A 23096-nucleotide genomic window follows, 5' to 3' on the forward strand; every position below is an offset into this window, starting at 1 on the left:
ACCCCCTGATTTTGTGACAATCGATTTTTAAGCGGTAACCCTTATTGACAAAGGGATCCCTCTGTTTTTTACCCAATTTTAGTCGGACAATAATGCTAAAATATAAATTATTTTTGACATATAAGTGTTTTTAGGGGTCTATATTCCTGTTGGTTGGAAATAAGTTAATTGGTGCAGGCTTTTGATTCTGGCAAAGCGTTTTGAAGGATAAATGGTAACCCAAAAATATAAACTATTAGTCGCTGATAGTTTTTTTGTTTGCTTCTTTATTACACGACATATGGTTTCCCGAATCCTTATGGCGCATGACTCAGCCTGTAGGTGTATGGATGTCGAAATATCTCCATTCCAACAAGCCGCTGTTCTGGCCATAAAATGCGAAAGGAGCATCCACGACGGATGCTCCTTTTTTATCTGGATGGATGAAAGGGTTATTGTGCGGGTGGGCACACTTGCATAAATTCCACCGCGCTGCTGGCTTCGTACGATTGGATATTGCCGGATGGACACACCACGTTATAGTTGCGATAGGTAAGCCCCCGACTGGGATCACGGTTGCCCCAGGCGGTGTTGATGTTGTTGCGGATCCAAGGCAGGTATTGCGTTTGTCCACCATCGTTCACCAAATTCATGAGGTAGTGTGCGAAAATGGCTTTCAATACGCCCTGCTCGTTCCAGTCGCCCTCTGCAGGCAGTATGCCGGCCGTGTCGCTTACATTATGCCAGGTGTAGTCGGCTGCTTTTTTTGCATCGGTAAGGTAGCCTTGGTCTTGGGACTGCTGGTACAACATGGTGGCTGCGCCAATGAAGGTGCCGTAGTTGTACGTGTAGTTGGTCCAGTCTATGCTACCGTTGATATTGTTATCTGCCACGCGGCCGGTGCTGTTGTTGAACAGGTTGTTACGGCCGTAGTTGAAGATTGTTTTAGCCTTGTCGAGGTAGGCCGGGTCTTTGGTGATATTGTATAAGGTCATTGCGGCAATTACCGTAGGGAAGGTGATGCAGGAATTTTTACCACTATGCTGAAAGTCCCAGAACATGCCACCATCACCGGGATCGAAGGAGCCATCGATAACATGCTGGAAACCTGCCTGCGCGGTCGAGAGGTAAGTTGCATTGCCCGTAAGCTGGTGTGCGCGCGCTAGCGATACAATCCACCACATCATGTCGTCGTAGATGAACCATACGGTTTTATTGTTCCAGTTATATTGATCGTATTTTTTGAGACCACCGGTATAAATATCGTTTACCAGTTGCAGGTAAGCCGGGTCTTTAGTACGCTTATAAGCATCCTGCGCCAGGTCCCAGTACACGGCCTGCGTCCAGATGGCACCAATGTCTTTCTTCTCGGTAGTGGCGTAATAAAGCTTATCGTTCGGACTATAAAAATAAGTGTTGAAGGTATTGTAAGCCTGTGTAGCATCTTTGTCGGTGAAGGCTACTTTCACGGGCGTTACGGGGTTGGTGGGCGATGGTTTCGGATCGTCTTTTTGCTGGCTGCAACCTACGTGTACACTTACCAGCAATGGCAATAAAAAAGCAAGTTTCTGCATAATATTTTTCATCTAGTAATGGTAAATAGGGTTTCCACATGAAAAGCCGGCAGTATGTGGAACTGCCGGCTTCCAGCAGCTACCAGCCCGGATTCTGGACCAGTTGTTTGTCGTTATTGATGTCGTTCGATGGAATTGGGAAGAGATAGTGACGTTTGTTGAACACGCGGTTTTCAAATGCCACCCGGTTCAAAAAGTCCGGCAGGTCGGCGTTGATGTTCAGGCCATATATCGGGCCATTCTCCGTTTGCTCGGCGATCTTCCAGCGACGCACATCGAAGAAGCGATTGTTTTCAAACGCGAGTTCCACACGGCGTTCCTTACGGATAGCCTGGCGCAGCTCGTCCTGCGATTTTGGAAGGGGTAAACTGGCGCTGCCGTATTGCGGTATGCCAGCACGTTCGCGAATACGGTTTAGGTATTTAACGGCATCGGCACTGTTTGGATTGGCTTCGTTCTCACACTCTGCATAGCTCAGGTAAATTTCTGCCAGGCGGATCAGGATCACACCGCGATCGTTGAGGTCCCATTTGCCCAGACCCATGCCTTTGCGTACGATGTAACCGGTAGTGGAGTGGTCGCCACCACCTGCTTTCAGGCCGGAGTTGCCGGAGTAAAACAGTTCGGTGCTGATGGTGCCAAAATCCTTATCCAGCCAGGTGCTGTTGTTGTACGTAATATTTACATAAAATCGCGGCTCGCGGTTTACCCATTGGTTGTAAACGGTTTTTACCACGGCATCTGAAGGGGCCTGAAAGCTGCTGTAGCCTGTGGCCACATAGTTCGATTGCGGATCGTCGATACTGCGACCATTGGCGGTGAAGAAAGCATCCACCATATTTTGTGTAGCTGCGAGACCGCCACTGGCGCGCACATCGCCCGATGGGGCTCCTGCATGGTAGGGGCACAACTCGTACTGGCGGGGACCAATGGAAGACTGGCGGCGTTCGAAAATTACTTCTTTGTTCCAGTCTTTCAGGATTACGTTGCGGCATGAGAGATAAGGATCAATACTGCCATCGCTCTTTTTCTCGGTATATAGTTCATAGGTGCTGCCATCGAATTGCGTGAGGAAATCTCTGTAAGCCTCGGCAGCCACCTGCCAGCGCGATGCGTCTACACCCTGGTTAATGAGCTGCTTGCCATCTTTGTTTTGGAGGGTGGCCAGATCGCTGTTGCCATTGAATAAAGGACTGGCATTGTACATCAGTGCATTAGCACGGAAGGCCAGGGCAATGTCTTTAGTGATGTGCCCCAACGAAGAAGTGTTACCGCTTTGCTGTGTTTTCATATCGGGGAGGTCGGCAGCAGCGGCTTGTAGCTCGCCGGCTACATATTGTACGCATTCATCAAATGAGCTGCGCGGTATCTGGAGCGAGGTATCTACCGGTGTGGGCGTTTCTCCAAGCAGTACCACCGGCCCGTAGAGGCGCATAAGGTAGAAGTAATACATGGCACGCAGCGCGCGAGCTTCGGCTTTGTATTTTTTCTTGCTATCGGTATCCAGGTCAGAGATCTTGTCGGCGTTTTGGATAAATACACTCGCTGCGCGAATGCCTTTGTAAAAATTGGTCCAGTAATCATTTACAAAACCGGAAGTGGCATCCCAGTTACCAATGTTTACGTCGTTCGATTGTACGAAGCCCCAGCAATAATCGGCTTCGTCGCTGCCGCCGGTCCAGAGGCCACGGTTGGTAACGTCGCCGGGGTTGCGCTGGCCGTATTCATCGGGTATGCGTTCGTACACGTTGGCGAGAAACTGTTCTGCATTACGCCAGTTGTGAAAGGTTTGGTCGGTTGTAAGCCGGTCGTCTGGCACTTGGTCCAGGTATTTTTTACAGCTGATAGTGGTTAAAAGTAACAGCCCTATAGCAAATATTTTCTTCATAACGTGTTGCTTAAAAATTAGAATTTGATGTTTACGCCGGCGGCCACGGTACGCACGTTAGGGTAGCTGGCGCCATTGGCCTTACCGCCCTGGGTATTGATTTCCGGGTCCCACAGTTTGAAATCGCTGAACGTTAGCAGGTTAATCCCCTGAAGGTAAATGGAGGCCGCCCGCAAGCGCGTACGCTTCAGGAAAGAAGAAGGTAGGTTATACGCCAGTTGCGCATTTTTCAGGCGCAGGAAGCTGATGTCTTTTACCCACCAGGAACTGGTTTGCGTATTGTTTTTATTCTCCGCTTCACCATATGCCAGGCGGGGATAAAACGCCTGCTGGTTTGGATTATCTACCGTCCAGCGGTTAGTGGCAATGGCGTAGGCATTCGTTAGTCCACCACCACCATTGAAGGGAATGATGGCAGAACCGCCCAGGTACACATCGGCATTTTGTACGCCTTCGAACAAGGTACCAAAGCTGAAGCCTTTATAGTCGATGTTAAAACCGAAACCATAAGTTAGTGAAGGCACATCTCCATGGCCTATCTTTGTTACATCGTAGTTGTTGATCAGCCCATCGCCATTTAGGTCTTTGTACTTGATGTCACCTGCTTTTACTGCCGATTTATCGCCCGGTACTGCGCTTTTTTCGATTTCATCATCGCTCGTGAAAAGGCCGTCAGCGATATAGCCGTAACGCGCATTTACGTTGTTGCCGCGATGGTTCATCCAGGGGTAGTTTTGTGGTGGGGTATCGTCTTCAATCAGTTTGTCCTGGTTCCAGGTAAGGTTGCCCCGTATCGATAGGCCTACTTCACCGAAGCGCGTGTTGTATTCCAATGATGCATCAAGGCCTTTATTGTCTACGATGCCTAAGTTACCATACTGCTGGTTTTGCAATCCCATGAAAGCCACGTTAGATTGTCGTTGCAGGAAAATGCCGGTACGATGTTCCTTGAAGAGGTCTACGTTTAACGTCAGTTGGTCATGGAGTGTTTTTAATTCCATGCCAAGGTCTTGTTTGTTAGAGATCGACCATTTTACATTCGTGGCGTAACGATCTATATATATGCCACCAATGGTGTTTTTGCTATCGCCGAATGTGTAACCTTGGTTAGCGTCGGTATTAAGTTTGGTAATATAAAGGAAACGCTCGCCGGTACTGCCCAAACCACTGTTGCCATTGGAGTAACGGAATTTCAGGAAGTTAATGATTGGCTGTAAGGACTTAAAGAATTTTTCGTTAGACACTACCCAGCCAATACCACCAGCAGGGAAGAAGCCATAACGGTTTTGCGGGGCAAATAATTCAGAACCGTTGTAGCCAAAGTTGAATTCCACAAAATAACGATCGTCATAACCGTAGGTGCCTTTGCCTGCATAACCGAGATAGCGCTCCGGGATGGAGGTGATGAAATCGTTGGCGAGTGCATTGCTACGGTCGCTGGAGTAAAACAAGCCCAGTCCCGACACGGTATGTTTGCCAAAGGTACGGTTGTAGTTCAATGCCGCCTCGGTGTAGAACTGGCGGGTGGTCTGGCGGTCGTTATCATCCCGATTGAAACCCAGGTACTGGTCGCCGCTGAATGTTTTGATGAGGTTCAGCGTACCATCGTCATTATACGGTTTGTTCTGGTCAGGGAAATAAGTGTCTTCGCGGCGTGAACGGGTAATGAAGTTCTGGTTATAGGTGTCGAAAGAGAACATGGCGGTAGCCGAAAGTCCTTTCACTAGTGCATCGAGATCTTGGGTAACGCGTAAGTTGGAAAACAACTGTGTTTTAAACTCGTTGCGGTACCCCCTGCGGGTAAGGTCTGCATACGGGTTGCGGAAGCCACCATTAGAGTTCTGACCAGGTACGAAACCACCGGGATACATAATGGGATAGGCCACCGGCGCGACATCCATAGCACTCTGGAAAATATCGCCGGTGTTGATGCCAGGATAGTTACCATTGGAAAAATATCCCTGCAGGCCTACATCCAGTTTCGTTGTCTTCGTAATCTTCAGGTTCAGGTTACTGGTGAAATTATAACGGTTATAGGCTAGCGAGGAATTATATTTCTGGAGGTCGTCCGTTTTCAGGAAACCGGTTTCGTTGGCATAACTCAGCGACACATAGTACTGCGCATTTTCTACGCCGCCGCTGGCATTCAGGTTGGCCAGTCGGGTATGGCCATGTTTGTTGAACACAGCATTCATCCAGTCTACATCGGGGTAGAGCAGGGGATCGGCTTTGGTTTGCGTTTTGGTAATGTAATCCTGAGAGTATAGCGGGTTGTGGTTGCGGGTGGTAAGGGCCTCGTTGGCGAGGTTCATATACGTAACGCCATCGAGCATTTTAGGCCGTCGTGTAAAGGTGTTTTGGCCTTCTTGGTAGTCGAGGTAGATCTGCGGCTTACCTACTTTGCCGGTTTTCGTTTTCACGATAATCACCCCGTTTGCACCGCGCACGCCATACACGGCGGTGCCGGCGGCATCTTTCAGCACGGTAAACGATTCGATATCTTCTGGCGAAATGGCATTAATGGGTCGTTCCACACCATCCACGAGGATTAGCGGGTGCGAGTTGTTACCAGCGCCAAACGTTGAAATACCCCGTATCCAGATATCGGCACTGCCGCGGCCGGGCTCACCGGAACGCTGCACACCCACGACACCGGAAATACGACCGGCCAGCATCGATGTGATATCAGTGGCAGGCTGTTTCAGTTCGTCCGGACGCACGGAAGATTGTGCGCCCACCAGGCTTATTCTGCGTTGCGTGGCAAAGCCCACTACGGCTACTTCGCTGAGCGACTGGCTGCCGCGCTGCAACTTTACGGTAATGTTGGTTTGGCCGCCGACTGTTACTTCGGCAGTTTCATAACCTATATAACTAAAAGCCAGTACAGCGGCAGGCGAGTTGACGATAATTTTAAATTTACCAGCGGCATCTGTAGATGTCATAGTAGGTACGCCTCTAACGGCTACGGATACACCGGGAATAGCTTCTCCCTTTTCGTCGGTTACAGTTCCGGATACGACGATTTCCTGCTTAGGACCGCTGGTGGCGGTTGCGGGTGGCACAGTTTGTTTGCTGATCACGAGGATATGATTTACCTCGTTGCATTCCAGTGCTGTGTTGCGTAATAAGCGGGTGAGTACGGCTTCGAGTGCTTCATTGTTAAAAGCACATTTTCCTACGGCGTAAGAACGCAGTAATTGTTTGTCATAAGCAAACGGGATGCGCGTGGTTTGTTGCAGCGTTTTTACCGCCATTTCGAGGGTGCCGGGTTTAATGGTAACGGTTACTTTGGTGTCTTTGAGCAACTGTCCCCGGCCCGCATAGGCAGGCAGGATGAGTACAAAGAATACGACAGCAAATGCCAGCCGGACATAGAGGGTAGGTTTTCTTTTCATACGTGGTAAATTGAAATTTTTTGGGCGTGGTAGCCGGTACATGGAATATTAAGATGTTACAGTTTTCGATCAGCTTTTGTGTAAAAGAGGTATTGTTTTATTCGTGTAGCAGCACCTGGTCCCTGATGCCACTGATTTTGAGATGGTGAATGGCTGCCAGTACTTCCGCGGCCTGCGCGGGGTCCATATGGGTATCTAGTTCCGTGGTATAGCGGGTGGCTTTCACCGCAGGCGATGTAGCCGTGATGCGAAGCCCGAAATTCTTTTCCATCAGCACCACCATTTCATCGAAGGAGGCATCGTTGAGTACCAGTTTGCCTTGCTGCCAGCTGAGCGATTCCGCATCCAGCGTGGTAATGCGGCTGGTAGCGTCGATACGGTTGTAATGGAGGGCCAGGCCTTCTTCCAAAACGTTGTTACTGGTTTTGGAATCGATTCTTACTTTGCCGCTGGCTACGCCAATGCTTAACAGGTGCAGTTTCGCATAGGCCGACACATTGAAGGAAGTGCCCATTACGGTGGTTTTCAGCGGACCGCTTTCTACGATGAATGGCTTGCTGGTTTGCCGACGTACGTCGAAAAACACTTCCCCGTCTATCACCTGCACGCGCCGGTTCTCGGCAAAGTCGCTTGCAATGCGAACGTTGGAACCGGCATTGATCGTCAGCCAGGTACTGTCGGGCAATTGCAGTTTGCGTTGTTCACCATTGTGCGTTTGTATTTCGCGGAACACGATACAATTATGGCAGTGCATTTGCTGCCAGTACAACCAGCTACCGCCGCCAATGCCGGTAAACAGCAGCAGGCCTGCCGCAATGCGTACCCACGGCCGCTTTATATAAACGGATTTAGTGGGTGCCAATGTGGGCTGAATGTTGCGCCACATTTCTTGTCCTAGCCGCTGTTCTTCTTCGGGCGGGAGGTGGAGGGGTGTTTCAGCGTCGAAGGCATTATACCATTGTTCTACGGCATTGTTTGCTGCGCTGCCGGATTGGCCCAGCAGGTATTGTTGCAGTAATTGCCGGATTTTTTTTATTTCCAAAACGTGGTTTTTAAATTGAGTGGCGCTACCAATTGGCAGGCAAAATGTACCCTGCTTATAGACTTATATAAGAAGTGGACAATTGGTACTAGTCGTGTTTGAGTTTTTTTTATAAATTTTTCTAACTGTAGGCATGGGGCGGAAGACTGGTATTATGGCAAGTATGAATGATCAGAAGTGGATATGGCAAAACAAATAGAACAATATAAGCCCCCACTCACCAGGCGTCTGTGGCGATAAAGCCGTACGCAGGCGCTTGAGTGCTTCGGTGAGTTGGTTTTTAACGGTTTGCTCAGACACGGCCAGTTGCAGGGCGATGTCTTTAATAGCAATATCATCTTCGCGGCTCATGCGGAATACCTGCTGCATACGAGATGGCAATTGGCTTACGGCATATTCAATGCGGGCTTCCAGTTCCTTGGTTTCGGCAAACTGGCTGGCAGCTGGTGTTTCGAGCAGGTCGAAGAAAGCGGCCTTTTTTATTTCGCTGGCGTGAAAGGCAAAGTGGCTGATGACCCTGTACTTGATAGCAGTATATAAATAACGCGCCAGGTCGCCGTCTGCCGGTACGGTGATTTCGCGGCGGCGGCGCCATAACGTGATCATAACATCCTGCACCAGATCCTTAGCCTCCTCGGTATCCACCCGCTGGCAGGCCTTGGTATAAAGAGCTTTCCAGTAACGCTCGTACAGCAGTTGAAAAGCGGCCTTATCGTCCGCCTGCACAGCCTTCAATAATTCGGCGTCACTGAGCAGATTTTCGTACATGTGGTATTAGAAAATGGAGTGATTCTTCTTTGCAGGGGCGAAAAATACTAAAACCCGGAGAATTTGAAGTTTTTTTTTGTAGGGGCGAGGGCAGGTCTTAAGGGTCTTTCTCAGGGGAAAAGCTCGTTTTTGCTAGTAGGTTTGTGACTGATCCGAAAGGCGTATTAAATAGAGGAGAGCAGGTAATAAAAAATTAGCCTAATTGATAATAAGCATTGTCTGTGCTGTTTGCTGCCCCTATATTTCCACTCAACAGGGAAGGAACCCCTGCCTAGATTCGATCCCTGAAGACAGGTTATTCCTAAATGTTCAATTATTACTGGTGTTCATAAAGCCGGCCATATCTCGTTTGCTTTAAAACTCAGCATACGGAGCCATAAAAGATATGGAATATACCATCTCCCCCGATGTAAGTTAGCAGTTGATAGAAACTGTTGAGTAGTTAACGCTTTATACCGGTTTGCCTGCGCACAACATCTCTATGTTATTACTTTTTTACACTTTATTATAAAAAAAGCTTTACCTATTTATTTAAATCATTGTTTGATTTGTGTCGTTTTTCATTTGAATTGTCTTGGTGTATGATAACTTCTAAAAAAACATTTGAAGCACCAACTTGGTCAGGAATTAACCCACACGACTAGATGCGTACAAATTACTCCTTGGGATGCGCCTTTTAATATGGTTATTTGGAAAATTGCGCCGGCATTGGCCTGCGGCAATACGGAAGTTTTAAAACCTGCTGAGAACACTTCGCTTCAGTAATTAAAATTGCGGTTTGCAAGCAATCAAGCTTTATGGGTATGGGACGTAAAGCGATAAAACTTTCTGGGATCTGATGTTTGAGAAGAATGTTAAATTTAACTGGATGGTAGATGGAATGATTTTTGCTTAAAATCCTGCTATAATTATTGCCAAATCAAGAAATAAAGTAAATGCCCATACTGTGCATTTTTTTGAACAGGCAATATGCCCAAAAATAAATGTTCTTTATTAAATAAATATAAAAACGAAATTTTATGTCAAATTTTGAAAAAAAAGTTGCACTGGTTACGGGTGCTGCATCCGGTATAGGAAAAGCAGCCGCAATTGAATTTGCCCGAAGAGGTGCAAAAGTAATTGTATGTGATATCGCCGACGGAACAAGTACAATTGATGAAATTAAAGCTATAGGTGGAGAGGCTACTTTTGTAAAAACGGATGTTACCAATCCTAGTGATGTAGAAAATGCTGTAAATATTGCTGTAAAAAAATACGGAAGTTTAGATTGTGCATTTAATAATGCCGGTATGGAACTTACAGGTAAAGACGTGCATGAATTATCAGATGAGGAATTTAATAAGGTAATTAATGTGAATTTAATAGGTGTATGGCATTGTATAAAATACGAAGCTATTCAAATGCTCAAGCAAGGAAAGGGTGCAATAGTAAATACTTCTTCCACAGCAGGACTTGTTGCCCTTGCTCAGCTATCTTCTTATGCTTCATCAAAACATGGAGTTATAGGACTAACAAAAGCCGCTGCTGTTGATTATGCACGTAAAGGTATTCGTGTAAATGCGGTTTGTCCGGGTGCTATTAAAACTCCCATGCTTCAAAAATCGCTTGAAAGTGAAGAGACGAGACATAGTATTGAAAATGCACAAGTAATGGGCCGCTTGGGTGAACCGGAAGAACTTGCTAAAGCAGCAGTATTCCTTTGTTCGGATGATGCCTCCTACATTACGGGGGTAGCATTACCTGTTGACGGTGGCTGGACTGCCGTTTAAAAACAGGATGGAGTTAATAAAAAGCTATATCATTTTTTTTAAAATAATTGAAAATGATTCATTATTGTCCGACTAAAATCATGTAAGAAACAGCGGGATCCCTTTGTCAATAAGGGTTGCCGTTTAAAAATTGATTGTCACAAAATCAGGGGGAGTACACCTTTAGCATTAAGTTGAAAAAGTCAAATAATGCATTGTGTGTCTTTCGCCCTGCCTTACAGGTATTTTTTATAAATTCCGGCACAATTTCAAAAACTGTGTAAAATAAAAAAATCGAGGTTCCGCCTCGATTTTTTTATTTTACACATACACAGCAAAATGTGACCAGAAAACATTATTTCAGACGATTTTCTGAAACAATCAAAACAGGTAAGGAAATGAATAATTTCCTTGCCCAGCTACAGAAAGGCGGCTTTGAAAAAATGCCGGCCTCAAATCTCCAATGGGTTATGAATCGGTGATTAAAAACGGAGAGCGTAAAATAGTCATCCATAAAATTGGTGAGCATTTAAGCAATGCCTTCCATTGGAAATTGGAAGGGAGAAAGAACGAGGAGATATCAGAACGGCTCAGGGCATTAAAGGTCATCATCTACAAACAAAAACTAAGTATGATATTTTCTAACCCGTATTATTGCGATGTTCCCTTACACAAAAATATTAAGACCATTTACGACGAACGGGCAAAGAATATTACCGATGAGAAAAATGATCTGGAAGTAAACTTAAAGGAGATACAAAAGCACCTGGATAAATTAGGAGAGAAATAGTACATACCAGACGTGCGTTTCAGGCGAAAATGAAAAAGGGGAAGGTGGCACATTTGCTACCTTCCCCTTTCAAGTCGGGATGACAGGATTCGAACCTGCGACCTCGTCGTCCCGAACGACGCGCGCTACCGGGCTGCGCTACATCCCGAGGGAGAAAAACAGGGCTGCAATATAGAGATTTTTAACAATTGCAAACATAAAAATTTCGTTTTGAAGGAGCTTAATGTGCTGTAACATAATACCAGTGCAATTTTATACAATGCAATTGCCTGCCGGTAAAAGTGGCGAAACAAAAGTCTTAGCTTACAAGCGACAACAAGTCGGCTTTGCTCAGGGTATTAAATATATCACTATCGGATTTAATCAGGGTATTGGCCAGTGAACGCTTACTTTCCTGCAAACGCAATAATTTTTCTTCAATGGTGCCGGGGCAGATTAGCCGTACGGCTACTACATTTTTTTGCTGGCCGATGCGGTACACCCGGTCAATGGCCTGGTTTTCCACGGCTGGATTCCACCATGGGTCCACGATATACACATAATCTGCTGCAGTAAGGTTCAGGCCCAGGCCTCCTGCTTTAAGGCTCACCAGGAACACGCGCACGGCTGTATTTTCCTGAAATTCCTGTACGGCCCGTTCCCGATGTCGGGTGCTGCCGGTTAATTTTTCAAAGGGAATACCACGTTTTTCCAGGGCGGCGCGTATGAGTTCCAGCATGCCTACAAACTGTGAGAACACCAGTATTTTGTGGTTCGCCGATTTATGCTCGATTTGTTTCATCAGCATTTCTATCTTGGCAGCCCCGTCGCCAAATAGTTTTTCTTCCTTTAATAAAATTGGTGAATTACAGATCAGCCGCAGTTTGGTGAGGTTACTCAAGACATGCAGCGTGTTTTGCGCGAGGTCTTCTGTTTTTACCCCTTCCAGGTAATCCCGGAATAGCTGTTCGTACTGCTGGTATACCTTCCATTGCTCATCGCCCATGGGGCAGTGCAGTACCATTTCCGTTTTCTGCGGTAGTTCTGCGGCTACCTGCTCCTTTGTTCTGCGCAGGATGAAGGGTTGTATTTTTCGTTGCAGGATAGCGGCATGTTCGCTGTCTTTAAACTTGTCTATCGGAAACGCATATACGTCTTTAAAGAATTGCTTACTACCTAGTAGACCAGGGCAGGCAAAAGACAATTGCCCATAGAGGTCAAAGGTATTGTTCTCCACTGGCGTACCGGTAATCACTATGCGGTTGCGGGCCTGCAACAATCTTACGGCTTTGTACCGTTGGGAGGTAGGATTTTTTATGAGCTGTGATTCATCCAGGAAAATGTAGTTGAAAACATATTTCCGCAAATAGGTGATGTCCGACAGCAAGGTACCATAAGTGGTAATGACCACCTCATAAGGGCTGAAATCCTGTTCCTTCCGCACCCTTGCTGTACCGTACAGGGTGAGTACTTTGATAGACGGCGCAAATTTATGAAGTTCGGCTTCCCAGTTAAACACCAGGGAAGTAGGCACCACCAGCAAGTTGGTTTGCTGGGATACCTTTTCGCGCTGCGAAAGTATGAAGGCAATTATTTGAAGGGATTTACCCAATCCCATATCGTCCGCCAGGCAGCCGCCGAAATTCAGATCGTCGAGAAAATTCAGCCAGTTCAGGCCCTGCCGCTGGTATTCGCGCAGGGTACCCTGTAAGGCGGCTGGTATGGGTACTTCGGTAATACGGGCGGGGTCGCTGAGGTATTGTCTATACTTATCCAGTTCCGACTGCACATTTTCGTCCAGGTTGGCGGCGTCATATAGATCGGATATGGCGGAGAAATTGACTTTAGGAGTCAGCAGGTGTTCGTCGATGACGGTGCCGGCGTCGAAATACCGGGCAAAGCGGGCTATCCATTCTTCGGGTAAGATGCCCTGTGTGCCATCGTCCAGTTGCACAAAACGGCTTTTGTTACGCACCGCCTTGAGCAGCTGTGGCAGCGAAGCTTTTTTGCGGGCAAAGCTAACGTTGATGTCTGTATTAAACCAGTTGATACCACTGGTTACTGTGATAGCTATTGCGGCTTTATTGGGATTGAGTTTAATATTTTTTAACTGGTTAAATCCAAGTACGGTAATACCGGCATCTTTCCAGTTTTCGAAGGCTTGCAAAAACCAGTCGTTTTCCAGGAATTCCAGCCTGGTTACATAAAAGTAAGACAGATCATTTTCCAGTTGTTCGGCAAAATCGTTGTGCTGTAGCAGGAGCAGCGCAGTGAAATCTGTTTCTGCCGCAGCATTGCGGTACACGATGGTAGCCTGCCCGTTTTCATCTGGCATGTATAAAGTGCGTTTGGTGCGGATGGGTACTTCCACTGGTCCGTACTTCATTACGGGAGTTATCATGATGTAGTTATCCAGGTCCGAGAGGAAGAGGATGCGCTCCGGCATGGGCATAGGGGGAGGCGGTGCTGCTGTAATAGCGGCTGTTTCGGGGTATAGCACGGTTACAAAGTCTTCCAATTTCGACAATACTTCCTGCTGAAACAGTACAAACTTTGAAGCATGGATGGTAAGCTGGTATTGGTGCTTTTTAAAAAAGTCGATCACCTTCAGGAAAGGGTAGTGTCCTACCAGGTGAAGTGTATTTTCTAATTGTATGAAATAATCGAAACGCAGTTTGGTATTGCGTAACGGATAAACCAGGCCATCGATCAGCACCTGGGCGCTGATGTGGTAAAAGGGTTCCTGCCATTTTACTTCAATACGCAATTCTTTCAAGAATGTGCCGAATGTAACGGGTTCCAGTGCATTGGCCACTACGTTTTCGGATATACGCGCATTATGCGCATAAAACCTTAACCCCAGCGGGTTGCGGACTACGGCCTTTAAGCCTTCGAGGTCGGCGGCGCTGCTTTGAACCGAAATATTGTTTTGAAATTTAGCGATGCCCGTGTAGAATTTCAATTCCTCCGCTTGCTGCGTTTCCCAGGCCAGGGGCAGTGCGGCTTGTAGCTGCAAAGGATTTTTCAACTTGCCGGTCCCGGTGGTGGCTGCACTGTAGAGTTCTGTACAGATTTGTTTATAATATTTATGCTGGCGTAATACAACGAAGGTTTGTTTGCCCGGAGAGGCTTGTAATGTGGGTGGTAGCAAGGTGCCAGGATCTGGCAGCAGTAAAGCCTTCAAATCGTGCGTGATTTCTGGTGTCACTGCAAAAAGCCCGGCATTATGGGGTGTTACCTGCAGCTTTTGTTTTTCATATTGTACGTCAAAATGTTGGTCCAGTAAGGGTTCGTCCTGCATGCCATATGGGGCGGCATAAGGCCGCAATAGGCGCTGGCGCACCACGGGATCAAAAAATAGCCGCAGCTCGTCCCGGTATGCCAGGGTGTATAGGGCGTGGGCCTGGTGCGCGCAAAGTGCGTTGGGCAGGGCAGCAGGGCAGGGGCAATACAGGGCCAACTTGCCGCCACTTTCCTGCAATCTAATTTCCGGGTAAGTAACAATGTCAGACATTGTTTTAAAAACGGCTGCTCCCATTTTGATGCTTTCCGCCACCAGATCGCTGTGCGCCCATTCCTCCGGTGAAATGCCGGCCTGTACATGTTGGGCTATGAAGGCCATGTCCAGCAAAGCCGGATCGAATGGCGCGAAAATAAAGGCGGTTGACTCATCAAATAAATCGTTCATAGCATAAACGAAAGTAGGGAATTTCCAAAAGGTCTTATTTTAAAAAACTTTCAATATATTATAAAATTTTAATTTATATTTACTGCAACCTTATAAACCCATTTTTAAATTAATACCCCATATGACAATCTCCAAAGCTTTATGTTTTTGCCTTTTAGCAATAGGTTTCAGTACCCTCGCTGCTTGTAAAAAGGAAGAAAGTGCTTCCGGTACAGATGCCAGCGCCGCGCGCTTGGAAGGCACCTGGAAGTTTGCCTACATGACTGGCTCTACCCGCGCCACCATCACTGAAACCATCGATGGCCAAACGCAGACCTCTATTACGCTGGCCGATTTCGTTACCTCCAACAATGCAGGTACTATTACTATGGAGCAGGGAAAATTTACGAGCAACAATGTGGGCTATGATATGCTCTACAACATACTTTCTATATCATTGGATCCTGAACCAGATACTTTATCGGTACCTTATAATTATACGGTGCCACCCAGCAGCAATAGTGGTACCTATAAGGTTATAGGCGACTCGTTGTATACCGACGCTGCGCTGGTAGCGGTTTCTACTACCGGACTGGGAAGCACCGTTCCCACAACTACAGGCGGAAAATTTTCCTGGAGTGGCGATACATTGGTACTTACTAGCACCATAGCTATACAAAATTCCACTACGGAAAGCGGCATCACAGTGTCGACAAATGAAAGTGCAAAAGTGATTACCAAGCTGGTAAAATAAAGGTTTGGTTTCTTAAAAACGAAGCCCTGGCACTACAAACGTCCAGGGCTTTTTGTTTGGTTCTTTGCACCACAGATCAAGGAAGTGTACAGCTTGCATATTTTATTCTTGTATGCTGGCTTTAAATCCTATTGCTTGCAGCGCTGCTATAATGGCTTGGGCGGAAGTACTGGTGTTTACTGTTAATATTTTCTGTGGGTTGGCGGTATCTACCTGCCAATTATGCACCCCGGCTACCTGGTTCAGTGCCGGTGTAGCCTTAGCCACGCAACCGCTGCAATTAATGTTCGTTTTAAATTGTATCGTGCTCATATGATTACTTTTTACAAAGGTCTGTTTTACTGGAGCTGGCCAGTTACCGTATTTTCGGAAATATTTGCATAATTTTTAACGGAGGGTTTTCCATTGCAGCCGCAGGCTATTGGCCACCACACTCACAGAACTTAGCGCCATGGCGGCACCAGCTATCATGGGATTGAGCAGGAAACCATTTACCGGGAATAAAATGCCGGCAGCCAGGGGAATGCCGATAAGGTTATAAATAAACGCCCATCCCAGGTTTTGACGTATAGTCATTACCGTTAGTTTTGATAAGCGGATAGCCTTGGGTATTTGTTCCAGATCAGACGATACAAGGGTGATGCGGGCCACATCCATGGCAATTTCGCTGCCGTGGCCCATGGCAATGCTTACGTCTGCCTGTGCCAGCGCCTGGGCATCGTTAATGCCATCTCCGGCCATGGCTACGATATGGCCTTGGGCCTGTAGTTCGGCTACAAATGCGGCTTTGCGGCCAGGTAGCACGCCGGCTTCATAATGTTGGATGCCGGCTTGTTGCGCAATGGCGGCAGCCGTGGCGGGCTGATCGCCGGTAAGCATATATACAGTAATAGCTGCATCCTGCAGGGCACGTACGGCACGTACGGAGCTGGATTTTAACTGGTCTTCCAGGGCAATCACCGCCAGCGTTTGTGAGGCATTGGCAAAGTATACGACCGTTTTTGCTTCCATTTGCCAATTTTGGGCTATGGTGGCCAGTGCGGGATCTATCACGATATGATGCATTTCCAGCAAGCGAAGATTACCTACGAAGTAATCCGCCCCTGCAGAGGTGGCTTTTACCCCCGCGCCGGGAATATTTTCTATGTTGCTCACCCCAACGGGTAGCTGTGCAGGAAAGCAGGCTGCCACGGCGGCTGCCAGCGGGTGGGTGGATTGCTGTTCTATCGCGGCCAGCACCTGTTTGTAAGCATCATCCGGCTGATACCATTGTACCCCCGTTACCTTCGGCTTGCCTTCGGTGAGCGTGCCGGTTTTATCCAACACTACCGTATCTACTTGCTGGGCCAATTCCAGGCTTTCTGCGTCTTTAATAAGTATGCCCTGTTCTGCACCTTTTCCTACTCCCATCATGATGGCAGTAGGCGTGGCCAGTCCCAGGGCGCAGGGGCAGGCAATAATCAAAACGGTAACCAGCCCCACTAAGCCATGGGCCATGCTTTGGGGGCCCCCTGCTACTGTCCATACCAGGAGGGTAAGTAGGGCAATGCCTATTACCACCGGTACAAAAATACCTGCTATCTTATCCACGCGATTTTGCACCGGCGCTTTACTGCCTTGTGCTGCCTGTACCATTTCAATAATGTGCGCGAGCACCGTATCGGCGCCGGTTTTTTCTGCCATAAAATGAAAATTGCCTTGCTGATTAATGGTGCCGGCATACACCAGGTCCCCACGGTTTTTTTCCACGGGCAACGGCTCGCCACTGATCATACTTTCCACTACGAAACTATGTCCCTCTGTTACGCGTCCATCTACAGCAATGCGCTCCCCGGCCCTTGCCAGCAGTACGTTTCCGGGTTGCACATCGTTCACGGGTATTTCTAATAAAGTACCATTACCCTGGAGCATCAATACCGTTTTAGGTTGTAAGCCCATTAACTTTTTAATGGCGCTGGCAGTGCCGCTTTTTGCTTTTTCTTCCAGCCACCTGCCCAGCAGGATAAATGCAATTACTACAGCGGCAGCTTCAAAGTATACGGGTGCATGAATACCCTGTGCATGCCAGTACCCGGGCCATAAAGTGTTATACACGCTGAAAATGTAAGCCACGCTGGTACTCATGGCCACCAATGTATCCATATTGGCTTTCCGGTGACGGAGCTGCTTCCAGGCGTTTGCGTAAAAAGACTGGCCAAAGTAAAAGAGGAAAGGAGTAGCCATTGCCCACATGATATAGTTGGCATATGGTATATGCATAAAGAACATGCCGATGATCACCAAGGGAATAGCCAGCAGCAAGGCTGCCATGGTTTTGCGTTTTAAGGCATTCAAGTGTTCCTGTTGGTGCTCTTCAAAAGCCTGATCCGCATTGTCCTGGATGAGCAGGTCGTAACCAATATTTTGTAGCGCCTTTTTAAACAGAATGGGATTGGTTTGGGATGGATCATATGCTACCCGGGCGCTGGCATTGGCATAGTTTACAGTGGCGCTGATAACACCGGGTAAATATTGTAAGGTGCTTTCTGTACTCACTGCGCAGGCTGCACAATTCATATTCAGTACAGGGAAATTTTTTATGATGGCAGGCGTCGTATTGGTCATAATCTATTCACTTAATAGATTACAAAGATCCTGCAATGGGGTGGGGTAAGTGTTACACAATTATGGGTTTGGTTTATATAATTTCTGGCGAGGCTTTGTTTTGCCTACACTTTATCGAGCGGCTTCCTGGGCATATGCTGGCTTTTGAAGGCGGTGGGTGTCATACCAGTAACGTCTTTGAACTGCCGGCTCAGGTGAGCTATGCTGCTGTAGCCGGTTTTGAACGCGATGGTGGATATACTGGCCTCATCATATACGAGTAATTCTTTTACGCGTTCTACCTTCTGTCGAATGAAATATTTTTCGATGGTTACACCCTCTACCTGGGAAAATAGGGTGCTTAGTGTGTTGTAGTCATGATGCAGCTCGGCGGCAATGTAATCGGAGATATTTACCGTGCGGGTATCTTCCTGCTGGTGTACCAGCTTGCGGATGGCGTTTTTAACCTGTTCTATAAGCCGGCTTTTACGGTCGTCAATCAGTTCAAAGCCCAGTTGTTCCAGGGAGCGGGTCACGGGTTTCAGCTCGTCGCGGGAGAGGTTTTCCCGGATATCAGCTTCCCCTAGCTGTAGGGCCTCAATATGGAGAGCATGCGCTTCCAGCGTGGATCTCACTGCCATCATACAACGATCGCAAACCATATTCTTAATATAAAGCTTCATGACATCAAAGGTAAGTATTCATAAGGAATACCTGTATTGTTGATGGGCCGTTGCTATTTTCTTTAAGATGGGTTATAAATAGTCACTATTAAATATTTAGCTTATCCCGTAAACCCATAACTTTTACAAAAGGAAGTTTATGTAATATTCTACCAGGCGGTTAGGTAGGAAATACATTGTTCACCGTTGGTTACTGGGCTGCTCCTATGCACCCTTATATTGCTGCGCCAAAATACATGCAGGATTATTTTTTGACACCTCATGCCGGATATTTGTTGTCGTCATTGCCGTGTTGGGAGTACTTCTTTAACCATTTTTGGGAGATGATCCCATCCTTTTCTTGGAATAAATTCATGTATTCCATGTTTAATCTATCCCGGTAAAAAGCCTATACGAATAAATTCTGTAGAAATTCTAAATTAGCAGGGAATATCGGCTTTGAACTGGTGGCAATAGGCACATTAATGAATGGAAAGTTTGTACAAATAGAAACACATTGAAGTATATTGTATGTATTGTCTGGCTGCTTTCCAGCGCCAGTTATGGTTTTGCTCAGTCGGATACCTGCGCCCCCCAGGCGATTGATACGCTAACGCACGAAAAAACAACACCCTTCCAGGTTGCAGCGGTTGCAGATACCACCGGTAGCGTTACGGCTGCCGATACTACTAATTTATACTGCATTAATGAAGTATACCTGCGCAGCATCTGGCAGGACCTGAAATATACCGTGGCCAGGCCCGCGCATTGGCAGCAAAAGAACTGGCTACAATTTGGCGCAGTGGCCGCTGGCGCCGGTCTGCTGATCGGAGCAGATCATTCCGTAAAGCAGTTTTTTATACACAACCAAACCACTGCGGTAACTAGCATCACCAACCAGATAGAGCCCTGGGGCAATGCCTACTCACCCTACCTGGTGGGCGCCGCCTATATGGCCGGCATGATCTTGCATGATCGCAAGTTGGAAAGCGGTAGCCTCATGGCAGCCAAGTCTTTGCTTATTTCTACCGCCATTTACACCGCCATTAAAAGTGTGGTGCGTCGTGGCCGGCCTACTTATTTTAATGACAACCTTAATTTTAAGCCCCCTTTTACTAGGGATAAATATCACACCTCTTTCCCTTCCGGGCATAGCAATACTGTAATAACAGTAGCCACCGCCATCGTGGAGCTATATGGCAAAGACCATCCCTGGGTTCCCTGGGTGGCTTATAGTGTGGCGGGACTTACAGGTGTAACCCGTATGTATCAAAACCGGCACTGGAGCAGTGATGTACTGGTAGGTATGGCCCTGGGCCATTTTGTGACACAAAGCGTATTTCGCCACCAGCGCGCAAAGGAACACAAACTAGTCATGAAAAAGATGTTATACTAAACAGTAAACAAAAGCTGTTGCCCGCCAGATACACAGGTTTTCTGTCATTTTTTTAACTTTAACCTATGGCGAAAGCGTTGCACCTTGTTACACTCACACTCAGCGTACCCGTGATAGATCAGCTAGCGGCCCTCTTAATAGATACAGTGGCCCATGGCGGTTCCGTGAGTTTTATGCATCCTCTTTCCCTGGAGGATGCCAGGGCCTTTTGGCATGATTCCCTGGCTGCTGCTCACCGGGGCGAACGTGTGGTGCTGGGTGCTTACGACGGCGATATCTTAACAGGCACCCTGACCCTGTTGCTGGAATGCCCGCCCAATCAGCCTCACCGGGCGGAGCTGGCCAAAATGATGACAGCCTTAAACTACCGAGGGCAGGGCATCGCAAAGGCGCTTGTGGAAGCTGCGGAACGCATAGCGAAAGAAAAGGGTAAAACCCTCCTAAACCTTGACACCGCAGCAGAAGACGGCGCTGCCGGCCTGTATGAAAAACTCGGTTATATCCGGGTAGGCAAGATCCCTGGTTATGCCCTGAAACCATTGGGCGGACTCACCGGTACTATTATTTACTACAAGTACATTTAAAGGAAAAATAACTACCCCATCTCCATGCCGGCTTGCTTGCATATGCACTTCTAAGGCAGTAGCGGGGCTGCCAGTGATTGCCGGTACGCTGCCAGTACTATCCAGGAACACCTGCCAATTTTCTGAATATGTTTAGGGTAATAGTTGGCTGCTTTTTAAGAAACAGCACTGCAATGCAATAGCACCTGATTTTAAATTTGCTTATGTTTGAGCTATGCGTTTGGATCTGAAAGCACAATACCTGCGTTATACCCGTGACGAACTGTTACAGATCGCTCATCATCCTGATAACTATACGCCGGAAGAAGTAAGCACTGCATTCGAAGTGTTGGACGAAAAATATGCCGGCTGGAACAATCCTGAAAAGCCTGTACAAAATGGCGAAAATGTTCCATTGTCAGACCTTTTGCAAGACCTGGAAGAAGAGGAAGGTATCTACGATCCCTGGGCGGTGCGTGTGTTTTGGGGGGCGTTGTTGCTCATGTTTGTAGGGATGGCATTTTACTTGCTGGCAGCCGTACGATTTATCTTTTTTCACCAAGATGGAAATACAGTCGCCTTCCGGTTGGGGTTTTCTATTAGTAGCTATGCTTTGCCATTGGCGGGCATAGGGGTGCTGGCTTACTTTTGGTACCGGCGTAGCCGGCTGGCCTGGATGTGTTTTTATTTGTACATCCTGTTCGGCATTGTGAGCGCGGTGAACCACTTATGGATACTTGCCCACCTAGGCAATACTGTAATCCGGAGCCGTATGGGTATTTTAGGTTTAGGGTGGAATATGACGCTGATCATCATATACGCGGTGATGGCCTGGATGGTAGCGCGCGATAATTTTATCGGCTATTTTGGCGTGAGTATTAAAACGCGCCGTTATACCATGATCGTTGGTTTATTGCAGGTAGTATTTGGCCTGGCAAATACCGTACTTTCGCATATGCCCTCTTTCTGATCCACGCTTACTGCTGGTAATCTGATAGGCCTGTTCCGGTAAATATAAAATGCAACAGGCATCAGTCAAATTTTACCGTTTCCATTTTAGGTGCGCAGCAATGCACCAATACCCAGGCCAGCAGATACATGCTGGCGCAAATGATAAATAAAATCCTATAGCCCGCGCCAATATCGCCCAGTATTTTATAATGATTGAGCAGTAACCCAACTACTATTGGGAAGAGGATACCACCCACAGAGCCTGCCATGCCGCCTATGCCGGAAACAGAACTTACCGCCTGCTTAGGAAACATATCCGATGCCAGGGTATACACGTTGGCACTCCAGGCCTGGTGAGCGGCAGCGGCCAGGCTGATGATGCCCACCACTTGCCACAGGGAATGGTTATTGTTGACCAATACCACCGGCACCACACAGCAGGCGAAAATAAACAACGACAACTTCCGCGCAACAAACACCCGGGTACCCTTGCGGATCAGGTAAGACGATAAATATCCGCCCCCTATACTACCCACCATCGCCGCACTGTAAATGATGATCAAAGGCTTGCCCAGCGCATTGTCTGGCAGGTTAAAAATGGTGCTAAAATAGGAGGGAAGCCAAAACAGGAAAAACCACCAGATGGGGTCTGTCAACAACTTGCCAAAGATTACAGCCCAGGTTTGCCGGTGACGGAAAAGCGTTAGCCAGGGACTTTGCTGGCCTTTTATTTCGGGTTCCGTATCACTGTGGATGTGGGCGTATTCGGCTGCGGACAATTTGGATTGCGCAGCAGGCGTTTGGTAAAATCTCCACCAGCCAAGCAGCCATATAAAACCCAATATGCCCGTCCAAAAGAAAGCAGACTGCCATCCGTACCGCACAGCCAGATAGGGTACCACTGCAGGAGCTACGATAGCGCCAATGTTTGACCCGGAATTAAAAATACCGGTGGCCAATGCCCTTTCTTTTTTGGGGAACCACTCTGCCACGGTTTTAATGGCAGTGGGGAAATTGCCAGATTCTCCGATGCCCAATAGTGCCCTCGCTACCCCAAAACCTATCGTGTTTTGCACCAGTGCATGCAGCATGGCCGCAGCGCTCCACACGCTTACCGATAAAGCATACCCTTTGCGGGTGCCGATGGTATCGACCAATTTGCCGGCAAAAAAAATTCCAATGGCATAGGTAATGGAAAATGCCAGCACAATGCGACTGTAAGTGATTTCCGTCCAGTTAAATTCCTTGGAAAGCATAGGTTTCAGCAAGGCTACCACCTGCCGGTCCAGATAATTTATAGTAGTAGCGAAAAAGAGCAGGGCGCACACACCCCAACGATAATAGCCTGGTTTCATTC

17 protein-coding genes and 1 tRNA gene are annotated in these 23096 nt (G+C 47.4%); 7 read left to right on the forward strand and 11 right to left on the reverse strand.

Annotated elements, in window-relative coordinates; all coding sequences use genetic code 11:
* Positions 1 to 431: 431 nt before the first annotated feature.
* From GA0116948_RS15955 to GA0116948_RS15975, 5 genes are all read right to left on the reverse strand, one after another.
* Entirely contained in the window at positions 432 to 1553 is a 1122-nt protein-coding gene (locus GA0116948_RS15955) for a glycoside hydrolase family 76 protein (protein ID WP_240619248.1), read from the reverse strand.
* 79 nt (positions 1554 to 1632) lie between these two features.
* Entirely contained in the window at positions 1633 to 3441 is a 1809-nt protein-coding gene (locus tag GA0116948_RS15960; RefSeq protein WP_089714038.1) for a RagB/SusD family nutrient uptake outer membrane protein, read from the reverse strand.
* 17 nt (positions 3442 to 3458) lie between these two features.
* Positions 3459 to 6836 (reverse strand): SusC/RagA family TonB-linked outer membrane protein, encoded by a 3378-nt coding sequence (locus tag GA0116948_RS15965; RefSeq protein ID WP_240619247.1) that lies wholly within the window; start codon positions 6834 to 6836, stop codon positions 3459 to 3461.
* Between the two features lie 97 nt (positions 6837 to 6933).
* The gene (locus GA0116948_RS15970) at positions 6934 to 7878 is read right to left on the reverse strand and encodes a FecR family protein (protein WP_089714042.1); all 945 of its coding nucleotides are present in this window, start codon (positions 7876 to 7878) and stop codon (positions 6934 to 6936) included.
* Between the two features lie 171 nt (positions 7879 to 8049).
* On the reverse strand, positions 8050 to 8646 hold the full coding sequence (locus tag GA0116948_RS15975) for an RNA polymerase sigma factor (protein ID WP_089714044.1): 597 nt from the start codon (positions 8644 to 8646) through the stop codon (positions 8050 to 8052).
* Positions 8647 to 9249: 603 nt separating this feature from the next.
* On the opposite strand from GA0116948_RS15975, the gene GA0116948_RS21730 reads away from it, so the two are divergent.
* The 3 genes from GA0116948_RS21730 (at position 9250) to GA0116948_RS15990 (ending at position 11184) form a co-directional block, all read left to right on the forward strand.
* Positions 9250 to 9411 (forward strand): aldehyde dehydrogenase family protein, encoded by a 162-nt coding sequence (locus GA0116948_RS21730; protein ID WP_108675058.1) that lies wholly within the window; start codon positions 9250 to 9252, stop codon positions 9409 to 9411.
* A gap of 254 nt (positions 9412 to 9665) precedes the next feature.
* Positions 9666 to 10415, forward strand: a complete 750-nt coding sequence (locus GA0116948_RS15985; RefSeq protein WP_089714045.1) for a glucose 1-dehydrogenase — start codon at positions 9666 to 9668, stop codon at positions 10413 to 10415.
* 442 nt (positions 10416 to 10857) lie between these two features.
* On the forward strand, positions 10858 to 11184 hold the full coding sequence (locus tag GA0116948_RS15990) for a hypothetical protein (RefSeq protein WP_089714047.1): 327 nt from the start codon (positions 10858 to 10860) through the stop codon (positions 11182 to 11184).
* Between the two features lie 74 nt (positions 11185 to 11258).
* Here GA0116948_RS15990 and GA0116948_RS15995 read toward each other — a convergent pair.
* Both GA0116948_RS15995 and GA0116948_RS16000 read right to left on the reverse strand, forming a co-directional pair.
* Positions 11259 to 11332: transfer RNA gene (locus tag GA0116948_RS15995), tRNA-Pro, on the reverse strand.
* Positions 11333 to 11482: 150 nt separating this feature from the next.
* Positions 11483 to 14851 carry a DEAD/DEAH box helicase gene (locus GA0116948_RS16000; protein ID WP_089714049.1) on the reverse strand — a complete coding sequence of 1123 codons (3369 nt, stop codon included), beginning with the start codon at positions 14849 to 14851 and terminating at the stop codon, positions 11483 to 11485.
* Between the two features lie 121 nt (positions 14852 to 14972).
* On the opposite strand from GA0116948_RS16000, the gene GA0116948_RS16005 reads away from it, so the two are divergent.
* On the forward strand, positions 14973 to 15584 hold the full coding sequence (locus GA0116948_RS16005; RefSeq protein WP_089714050.1) for a hypothetical protein: 612 nt from the start codon (positions 14973 to 14975) through the stop codon (positions 15582 to 15584).
* Between the two features lie 102 nt (positions 15585 to 15686).
* Here the strand turns inward: GA0116948_RS16005 and GA0116948_RS16010 are convergent, their stop codons facing one another.
* From GA0116948_RS16010 to GA0116948_RS16020, 3 genes are all read right to left on the reverse strand, one after another.
* Positions 15687 to 15896, reverse strand: coding sequence for a heavy-metal-associated domain-containing protein (locus tag GA0116948_RS16010; RefSeq protein ID WP_089714052.1), 210 nt, complete (start codon positions 15894 to 15896; stop codon positions 15687 to 15689).
* Positions 15897 to 15971: 75 nt separating this feature from the next.
* Positions 15972 to 18140 (reverse strand): heavy metal translocating P-type ATPase, encoded by a 2169-nt coding sequence (locus GA0116948_RS16015; RefSeq protein WP_249260576.1) that lies wholly within the window; start codon positions 18138 to 18140, stop codon positions 15972 to 15974.
* Positions 18141 to 18292: 152 nt separating this feature from the next.
* Positions 18293 to 18811 carry a helix-turn-helix domain-containing protein gene (locus GA0116948_RS16020; RefSeq protein WP_249260577.1) on the reverse strand — a complete coding sequence of 173 codons (519 nt, stop codon included), beginning with the start codon at positions 18809 to 18811 and terminating at the stop codon, positions 18293 to 18295.
* A 535-nt stretch (positions 18812 to 19346) separates the two neighbouring features.
* On the opposite strand from GA0116948_RS16020, the gene GA0116948_RS16025 reads away from it, so the two are divergent.
* The 3 genes from GA0116948_RS16025 to GA0116948_RS16035 all read left to right on the forward strand — a co-directional run bounded on the left by GA0116948_RS16025 (position 19347) and on the right by GA0116948_RS16035 (position 21758).
* Positions 19347 to 20225 carry a phosphatase PAP2 family protein gene (locus GA0116948_RS16025; protein WP_240619246.1) on the forward strand — a complete coding sequence of 293 codons (879 nt, stop codon included), beginning with the start codon at positions 19347 to 19349 and terminating at the stop codon, positions 20223 to 20225.
* A 65-nt stretch (positions 20226 to 20290) separates the two neighbouring features.
* Positions 20291 to 20809, forward strand: a complete 519-nt coding sequence (locus tag GA0116948_RS16030; protein WP_089714057.1) for a GNAT family N-acetyltransferase — start codon at positions 20291 to 20293, stop codon at positions 20807 to 20809.
* A 214-nt stretch (positions 20810 to 21023) separates the two neighbouring features.
* Positions 21024 to 21758, forward strand: a complete 735-nt coding sequence (locus tag GA0116948_RS16035) for a hypothetical protein (RefSeq protein WP_089714059.1) — start codon at positions 21024 to 21026, stop codon at positions 21756 to 21758.
* Between the two features lie 61 nt (positions 21759 to 21819).
* Here the strand turns inward: GA0116948_RS16035 and GA0116948_RS16040 are convergent, their stop codons facing one another.
* Entirely contained in the window at positions 21820 to 23094 is a 1275-nt protein-coding gene (locus tag GA0116948_RS16040) for an MFS transporter (protein WP_089714060.1), read from the reverse strand.
* Positions 23095 to 23096 lie beyond the last annotated feature (2 nt).

Source organism: Chitinophaga costaii, assembly GCF_900094705.1.
GTDB lineage: Bacteria > Bacteroidota > Bacteroidia > Chitinophagales > Chitinophagaceae > Chitinophaga > Chitinophaga costaii.